This is a genomic window from Ferrimicrobium sp., assembly GCF_027364955.1.
Lineage (GTDB): Bacteria > Actinomycetota > Acidimicrobiia > Acidimicrobiales > Acidimicrobiaceae > Ferrimicrobium.
The window spans coordinates 1-8,573 of record NZ_DAHXOI010000044.1; the positions used below are offsets into that span (position 1 = coordinate 1).

Annotated in this window: 7 protein-coding genes; 6 read left to right on the plus strand and 1 reads right to left on the minus strand. The window is 56.6% G+C overall.

The window, feature by feature from the left end; translation table 11 throughout:
* The first annotated feature begins 177 nt into the window (after positions 1-177).
* The 6 genes from M7Q83_RS13375 (at position 178) to M7Q83_RS13400 (ending at position 8,163) form a co-directional block, all read left to right on the plus strand.
* Complete coding sequence (locus M7Q83_RS13375) at positions 178-1,434, plus strand: amidohydrolase family protein (protein WP_298339867.1); 1,257 nt, start codon at positions 178-180, stop codon at positions 1,432-1,434.
* Entirely contained in the window at positions 1,431-2,378 is a 948-nt protein-coding gene (locus M7Q83_RS13380; RefSeq protein ID WP_298339870.1) for an ABC transporter permease, read from the plus strand. Before M7Q83_RS13375 ends, M7Q83_RS13380 begins: the two co-directional genes overlap by 4 nt.
* Before the next feature lie 72 nt (positions 2,379-2,450).
* Complete coding sequence (locus M7Q83_RS13385) at positions 2,451-3,356, plus strand: ABC transporter permease (protein ID WP_298339873.1); 906 nt, start codon at positions 2,451-2,453, stop codon at positions 3,354-3,356.
* Positions 3,357-3,597: 241 nt separating this feature from the next.
* Positions 3,598-5,679 carry an ABC transporter ATP-binding protein gene (locus tag M7Q83_RS13390; RefSeq protein ID WP_298339876.1) on the plus strand — a complete coding sequence of 694 codons (2,082 nt, stop codon included), beginning with the start codon at positions 3,598-3,600 and terminating at the stop codon, positions 5,677-5,679.
* An 89-nt stretch (positions 5,680-5,768) separates the two neighbouring features.
* A complete protein-coding gene (locus tag M7Q83_RS13395; RefSeq protein ID WP_298339879.1) occupies positions 5,769-7,001 on the plus strand; it encodes an amidohydrolase family protein in 1,233 nt (410 codons plus the stop codon).
* Positions 6,994-8,163 (plus strand): M20 family metallopeptidase, encoded by a 1,170-nt coding sequence (locus tag M7Q83_RS13400; protein WP_298339882.1) that lies wholly within the window; start codon positions 6,994-6,996, stop codon positions 8,161-8,163. The genes M7Q83_RS13395 and M7Q83_RS13400 overlap by 8 nt, the downstream gene beginning before the upstream one ends.
* A 170-nt stretch (positions 8,164-8,333) precedes the next feature.
* On the opposite strand, the gene M7Q83_RS13405 is transcribed toward M7Q83_RS13400, so the two are convergent.
* Positions 8,334-8,573, minus strand: a 240-nt coding sequence (locus M7Q83_RS13405) for a hypothetical protein (RefSeq protein ID WP_298339885.1), incomplete at its 5' end; no start/stop codon positions are given.

Below are 8,573 nucleotides of genomic sequence, written 5' to 3' on the forward strand. Positions count from 1 at the left end.
GTCATCTTCCAGCCGGTGACCTACACGATCAACGCGGTCTCAAGCCAGCTCAAGGGTGTCTACTTCCCCTCTACTGGGGTTCTGTTCCCACAGACTTGGTCCTATAAGTAGCATTTCGCAGCGTGCTGAGACACGATTGAAATATCGAGATGAACGGTTGATTGGGGGAATGGGGAAGTGACGGCAGAAGGCTCAGGGCTCTTACTGGAACACGGGAGACTGATTGGTGGGCTTGGCTCTGACAAATCTGATGATGGAGGCGTCCTGGTCGGGGCAGATGGGCGTATCAAGTGGGTGGGCCCCATGGCACAGATCCCGCCGATAGCTCCGGATGTCAGAAGAGTCGACGTGACGGGTAAATGGATGTTGCCAGGGTTTATTGATTGTCACGTGCATCTTTCAAATGCTGATGCCGAGCGCGATCCGTTGCGTCGAGCTACGCTGCCGAAGAGCTACCTGCATCTATCAGTGGTGCAGTCTGCTCGCGTCACTTTGCAGGCCGGGGTGACCACCGTTCGAGACCTGGGTGGAGCCGATTTGGGAATGAAGATGGCGATTGATCAGGGGATCATCGATGGACCACGGATGCTCATCGCGGTGACGCCCATCAGTGTGACTGGTGGTCATGGTGATGCTTGTTACCCTAGTGGACTGGATTTGTTGGGGTTTCGATCTCAGTATCCAGGCATTGCCGACGGCGAGGTGGAGTGTCGTAAGCGAGCTCGTGAGATGTTGCGAGCCGGAGCTGATGTGATCAAGATTCACGCCACCGGTGGGGTTTGGAGTCCCAGGGATCAACCCGACGATGAGGGGCTCACGATCCCAGAGATTACCGCGGTGGTTGATGAAGCTCGGCGTCATCGTGGCAAACGAGTGGCTGCGCATGCTCAAGGTCGAGGTGGAATCGCGAATGCCGTTCTCGGAGGCGTTGCCAGTGTTGAGCACGGCTACGAGATCGACGAGGCGACGGTCGAAGAGATGATAAAGAGAGGTACTTACCTGGTACCTACGCTCACAACTGCTACGACCGTGCCGGACAAGCAGGCGGTCCCCCTTGTGTCGTACGAGAAGAAAATGAAGTGGATCGAGGTTGCTCGAAACTGCCTCCCAAAGGCCTTGACGTCTGGTGTGCGCATTGCCATGGGTACCGATTGTGGAGTTGCAGCCCATGGCCGGAACCTGACCGAGCTCCGTCGCCTTGTGGAGTTTGGGGTGAGTCCAATGGAGGCGTTGCTCGCGGGCACGCGGTATGCGGCGGAGCTCATCGACCGTAGCGACGAGCTCGGTTCGCTTGCCGTTGGAAAGTTTGGGGACGTCGTCGTCGCCGATTGCGATCCTCTCCAACAGATCGATCAACTCGAGGACTCAAACCACATCGTGATGGTGGTGAAGGAGGGGGTCGTTTACAAAGATCTGGTGAGCCAGACACGATGAGTGCGCTGTACCTAGTCCGAAGATTGCTGCAAGCCATTGTGGTGGTGATCGGGGTCTCGGTGATTGTCTTTGTGATGGTGCATTCCCTACCTGGTGGTCCTGCGCGTGCGATTCTCGGACCTCAGGCCACGCCGATTCAGGTGAAGGAGTTCATCATAGCTAATGGTTATAACAAACCCCTGATTGTTCAGTATTTTAATTACTTGGGGCAGCTTCTGCACGGGAATCTCGGTTACTCGTACACTCAGAATGCCCCGGTGCGAACCCTAATCGGGCAGGCACTTCCGAAAACAGCACTGTTGGTTGCTCTTGCGTATGGCCTCGGACTCATCGTTGGGATTCCTCTGGGGATTTGGCAAGCGGTGCATCGCGATGGAGCGTTGGATCACTTCCTGACGAGTGTCGAGTTGACTGGTTACTCGATGCCCTTGTTCTGGTTAGGGTTGCTGCTTATTGATGCGTTGGCGATCGGAGTGCATCTCTTTCCTCCACAGGGGCCTCAGGGGCCGACCATTAGTGCCTCCTTTTCTGATCCAGTAGCGTTGGTTCTGCCCGTCGTCACCCTCATGATTACGGTATTTGGATCCTTTGCGCGGTTTGCCCGTTCGGCGGCCCTTGATAGCCTCGCCCAGGACTACATTCGGACGGCTCGAGCGAAGGGTCTGACCCGTTGGCAGGTGCTCAGCCGGCATGTGCTGCGGAACTCATTGCTCCCATTGATCAGTTTGGTCGGGTTGATCCTGCCACTGGTGATCGCGGGCGCTTTGGTGGTGGAACAGGTGTTTAATTACCCGGGTATGGGTCTCTTGTTCTGGAATTCAGCCATTGCGAGGGATTATCCCGTGGTCATGGGTGTGGCCCTGGTGGTAGCGGTGGCGACGGTGTTGGGTTCGCTGTTGGCAGACATCTTGTACCGGTTTGCCGACCCGAGGGTGTCGTACTAGATGAAGCTAAGGAAAGGGCTTTACAGTCCCCGGTGGCCAAGAGTCGTTGCACGAGTCGAAGGGAAGGTCTGAGTGAACTATGAACCGCTGGTGACCGCTACCGATCAGACGGTAGTTGAGCGAGAGCAGGAAGAGGGACGCCCCTCAGGGATTCGGCGCGGTTACCGAAGGTTTCTGCGGCGAAAGAGCGCCGTGGTTGGCGCGGTGATCGTGATCTTTCTGGTGTTGTTTAGCTTCGTTGGTCCTCTCATCTATCGGACTAACCAGGTGACCACCGTGCTCGCTCAAGCGAATCAAGCGCCGAGTGCAGCGCACCTGCTGGGCACCTCTGACGTCGGCTATGACATCCTAGGACGCCTGATGGCCGGTGGCCAGTCGGCCCTTGAGGTGGGCATTGGTGCTGCGATCGTCGCGATGATCATCGGTACTTGGTGGGGAGCGCTGGCGGGTTATTTCGGTGGGTGGATCGATGCCACGATGATGAGAGTTGCGGATTCAGTGCTTGCGATTCCAGCGTTGTTGTTGGTCTTGCTGCTCGGAACGATCATCCAGCCTTCGGTACCGGTGCTCGTGATCGAAATTGGAGTTATCTCCTGGGCGGTCCCGGCTCGACTGGTGCGTGGCGAGACGCTCTCATTGAGGGTACGCGAGTTTGTGGAGGCCTCAAGGGGAGCGGGTGCGAGTGGTCGGTGGATCGTCGCTCGGCACCTCATCCCTAACGTCATCGGTGTTGTCATCGTGCAAACTACGTTGAGTATTGCGAATTCGATCGCGCTCTTCGCGGTCATCAGCTACTTAGGGCTTGGTCCGCCAGTGCCCGCTACCAACTGGGGAGCAATGCTTAGCAATGGTCTCAATTTCGTCTATGACGGCTACTGGTGGGAGATCTACCCTGCTGGTATCGCCATTGTTCTGGCCGTGGTGGCGTTCAACTTCATTGGCGAGGGATTGCGCGACACTCTGGAGAGCCGGGAGTGAGCGGTTCTTTCAAAGCACCAGAACGTTTGCTCATGGCCTCGATAGATTACTGCGACGGGAGCCCCACTCCTCCAGGGTTGCTGGATAACGCTTTCCAAGAGACGGATGGGGCGCTTCCGGGTTCTCGTATGGCAGGCCGTGGCCAAGCTTTGGAAGGGGATGGCCAGGACGAAGGATGGCCCCATCTGCAATTGGGTCGTCGGACGCAGGGGTCGGTGGCAAGAGACAGGAGAGTAGAGTCGTGAGTCTCCTAGAAATACAGGATTTGCGCGTCTCGATCGCCCTATCCAGTTCGACGGTCCATGCGCTCGACGGTGTCAGTCTGACGGTGGAGGCCGGGGAAACTGTTGGACTCGTTGGCGAGTCAGGCAGTGGCAAAACGATGACTGGCATGACGGTCATGGGTTTGCTGCCAAGAGGAGGAGTGGTCGAGTCCGGGCAGATCCTCCTCAATGGACGCAATCTTGCGCACCTTCGGGAACACGACATGCAAGACGTGCGAGGGAACGAGGTTGGGATGGTGTTCCAGGACCCCATGACCGCCTTAAACCCCACTATGACGGTTGGCAAGCAGGTCGCGGAATCATTACGACGACACCTGGGTCTCTCGAAGACGGAGGCCCGCTCACGAGCCGTCGAATTGTTCAAGATGGTGGGCATGCCACGCCCGAACGACCAGGTGGGCGACTATCCTCACCAGCTATCTGGAGGGCTCCGTCAAAGGGTAGTGATCGCGATCGCCCTGGCGTGTCAACCAAAGTTGTTGATCGCTGACGAACCCACGACTGCTCTTGACGTCACTATTCAGGCACAAATCCTTGACCTTCTCGACCAGCTTCGCGAGCAGTTGCAGTTGGGTGTGATTCTGATCACTCATGACATGGGGGTCGTGGCGGGACGTGCAGACCGTGTTTCCGTGATGTATGCAGGGAGGGTCGTCGAGGAGGGACCAACAGAGGGTTTGTTTCGCCAGCCGATGCACCCATATACGGAGGCGCTGTTAGCATCGTTACCTGATCTTCAGAGTGATCGTTCGCGTCGGTTGTTCGCGATTGGGGGGTTACCTCCAGATCTGTCGAATCCACCTAGTGGGTGTCGGTTTGCGCCCCGCTGCAGGTATGCCAAGGACGAATGTCGAACCAACGACCCTGTATTGGAGCGCCAGGACGACACTCGGTCTGTTGCCTGCTTTTTCCCAAGCACCTCCAATCGCCTGGTAGAAGTCCGCGAGGCAACCGACGTTGTTTCGACGGGGAACCGGGTTGAATTTAGTTCGCGGAATTCGTCGGAGTCGACCAGGGCAGAGCTCCTGGAAGTGTGTGATCTCGTCAAGGAGTTCAAAGTCACGTCGAGCATCCGACTGGGCCGCAAGAGTGGATCGACGCTGAAGGCAGTCTCTGGTGTCTCGTTTGAAGTCGCCGCTGGGGAGACCCTTGGGGTGGTTGGCGAATCAGGCTGCGGGAAGACCACCCTTGGAAGGCTGGTCGCCGGTCTTGAGACGCCAACCGGGGGCAGTGTGAGGTTCTTAGGAAAGGAGTTGGTGGGTTCAAAGGGAAAGGGTTTCCGCAGTTCTAGACGTGATCTTCAGCTGATGTTCCAAGACCCCTACTCCTCGTTGGACCCGCGGATGCGGGTGGGGGCAATCATCGAAGAGCCCATGCGGCTGCAACATGTGGGCTCGTCGTCGGAGCGCCAGGCTCGAGTACGGGAGCTGATGGGAGAGGTTGGGCTCTCTCTGAGTCTCATCGATCGCTATCCCCACGAGTTCTCTGGTGGACAGCGTCAAAGAATTGGTCTTGCAAGAGCGTTGTCCCTCAATCCAAGGATCCTTGTTGCCGACGAACCCGTATCGGCATTGGATGTCTCGATTCGTTCTCAGGTCATCAATCTGATGTGCCAACTCCAGGAGCTCCACGGTCTCACCTACGTGGTGATATCGCACGACCTGTCGGTGGTGCGATACATGGCTGATCGCGTTGCGGTCATGTATCTCGGGAAGATCGTCGAGATTGGACAGACGGCAAGCCTCTATGACGGGCCAGCCCACCCCTACACGCAAGGACTGTTACGATCGATACCGTTACCAGATCCTGAGGCAGCTCGTGCGCATCGAATGACGAGTGTTACCGGCGAGCTCCCCTCTGCCATTAATCCTCCTTCGGGCTGTAGGTTCAGAACGCGGTGCGAGTACGCGCAGGACATCTGTGCTGAAGTTGAACCCCCGTTGCGGTCCTTCGGCATCGGACACGAGGCGGCCTGTCACTTCCCCTTGAGGGAGCCGGTGGCGGAGTCTGTGACCGAGGCGCGGGTATTGGGAGGTTGAGCGCTTACGGGTCACAGACTGCTCAAAGTCTTCTTTCGTTCATAGCAAGCAGTAGGTAAGTTCACAAACAATGAAGGGAAAAGTGAGTTATGATGAGAACGCTGTTTCAAGGTGGTCAACTCTTTGACGGAACGGGCTCTGGTAAGGCACCAGCAGATGTGGTTGTTGAGGATGGGAAGATTATTGAGGTTGGTAACGGCCTAGACGGAGACCAGGTAGTCGATTGCACCGGGAAGGCGTTGTTGCCCGGTCTATTTGACTGCCATGTCCATGTGACCAGCTCCGGTGTAGATACGATGCGAAGGTTAACCCGGCCATTTTCCTATCAGTTCTACGAAGCGGAGGCGAATCTCAAGGCTACACTCGATCTTGGAATCACCACGATAAGGGATGCATCTGGAGCCGACCTTGGCGTGCAACAGGCGGTGGAAGATGGTTTGATCGCTGGTCCGAGGATGCAGATATCTGTGACTGCCATTAGTCAAACTGGAGGCCACGGGGATGGGTGGCTGCCTTCAGGGATCAACCTCGATGGTAAGGTCTCCTATCCTGGAAGGCCTTCTGGAATTGTGGATGGACCAGAAGAGATGCGTAAGAAGGTTCGAGAAATCATCCGCTCCGGTGGGAATGTGATTAAGGTCTTTACGTCGGGTGGAGTCCTGTCCCCTCGCGACAATCCCCGTCACGGACACTTTCGGGATGATGAACTCCAGGTGCTTGTTGCGGAGGCGAACGCGGCAGGAATCTTTGTCATGGCCCATGCCCAAGCGAGTGATGGGATTAAGGCTGCGATCAGGGCAGGCATTCGATCTATCGAGCATGGTGTATATCTTGATGACGAAGCGATTGAGATGATGCTCGCCAAGGGAACCTGGCTGGTTCCGACACTCATCGCTCCGATATCGGTCGTGGAGAGTTTTGATCAGGGTGCCTCGCTGCAGCCAGCCGTCATCGCCAAGGCACGAGAGCTACTCCTGGTGCACCAGGATTCGTTTGCGAGGGCTGTAAAGGCTGGTGTCAAGATTGCCATGGGAACAGACAGTGGGGTAGGCGCTCATGGTACCAACTTGCGAGAGTTGGCGTTAATGGAGGCGGGAGGCATGGATCCTGCAAGTGTGTTGGTTGCGACTACGCATAGCGCGGCGCAACTGATGGGCCTCGAGGGCGAGCTTGGCACCGTTGAGCCCGGCAAACGAGCCGACTTGGTAGTGGTCGATGGAGACCCGTTCGATTTTTCTCGGCTCAAGGAGAATGTGTCTGCTGTCTACAAGGATGGAGTTCTTGTGTCGGTCGGACAACAACGGATGGTCAAAGATGCCTGAGACTAAGAGCACGGTCCAGGCGAACCAGCGAGCATTGGCTGAGGACATGGTGGCATTGAGTCATCGGATTCATGCACATCCTGAGCTAGGGTTCCAAGAACAACTGGCGTCGAGATGGGTAGGCGAGGCGTTGGAGTCGGGCGGCTTTGCTGTCAAGCGAGGCGTGGCGGATTTACCAACTGCTTTTGAGGCGACGATTGGCTCGGGTGAGTTCGTGGTCGCGGTTTGTGCAGAATATGATGCCCTCCCAGACGTTGGTCATGCTTGTGGTCATAATGTGATAGCGTCGGCCGCAGTCACCGCCGCACTGTCGCTTGCACCGCTGGTTGATGATTTGGGTATCACGCTCAAGGTCATGGGCACCCCTGCAGAGGAGGGTGGCGGGGGCAAAATCCTGATGTTGGATGCAGGGGTGTTTGAAGGAGTGCATGCGGCGATGATGGTGCACCCATCGCCTCGTGAGGACGTCGCTATGCGAGCGCTGGCGGTGGCACATCTGCAGGTTGAGTATTTGGGCAAGACCGCTCACGCTTCGGCCGCACCGGAGAAGGGTATCAATGCTGGTGACGCATTAGCGATCGCTCAGGTCGCGATTGCTCTCCTTCGACAACAGCTCCCGACCAACTGTCAGGTTCATGGAATCACGACCCACGGAGGTGAGGCTCCGAACGTGATACCTGGTCGGACCGCTGCGAGTTATTACATCCGCAGTACTACACTCGCGAGCCTTGAGGAGGTACGCCCCAAAATTGAGCGGTGCTTTGAGGCCGGAGCCGTGGGTTCAGGCGCCGAGCTTCGTATCACGGAACAGTCACCACCGTACTCGGAGTTCGTTACTGATGAGGATCTAGCGAGGTTTTATCGTCAGAATGCTGAGAGTCTTGGTCGAGTGTTTGCCCCATTCGGTGAGGGAGAGAGACCGATGGGTGGATCGACTGATATGGCCAACATCTCCATGAGAATCCCCGCCATCCACCCCATGTTGGGGATCGACTGTGGTGACTCAGTGAATCATCAGCCAGAATTTGCGGCTCATTGCGCCGGGCCCTCTGCTGATAGAGCGCTGCTGGATGGTGGACTGGCGATGGCTTGGACAATTGTTGATGTTGCGAATGATCAGAGGATTAGGGAGCGACTCCTATCGAGCGGTGGGTTGCATTGATGTTCTGACCTTGCCCATATTGAGAAGTTTGAAAGGCTTCAGCATGGGCAGCGCCGAGGAAAGGCAAGCGAGGTGATCAGGGGTTTCATGGGTCTTAACCATTGCTTCGGTATGGTATGAGCTGGTCGAAGCCACGCTGGTCGGTGACAGCAAGAAAACGGCCATGATGCTTAGGGGTTGACGTGGTCGGTAGTAGAGAACGGTGGAAGATCAATCATGCTGAAAGGGGCCATGGGTATGGAAAGTAAAAGGGGTACGTCAATGATAGTTGGGGCCAATAGAAGTTGGAAAGCCTTGACAATACTGGCGACAGTTAGCCTTGGAGGTGCGATCCTTGCTGCTTGTGGCTCCTCGAGCTCAAGCAGTACATCGAGTAGCAGCCAGTCTTCGACCTCGTCGAACGCGGGCGT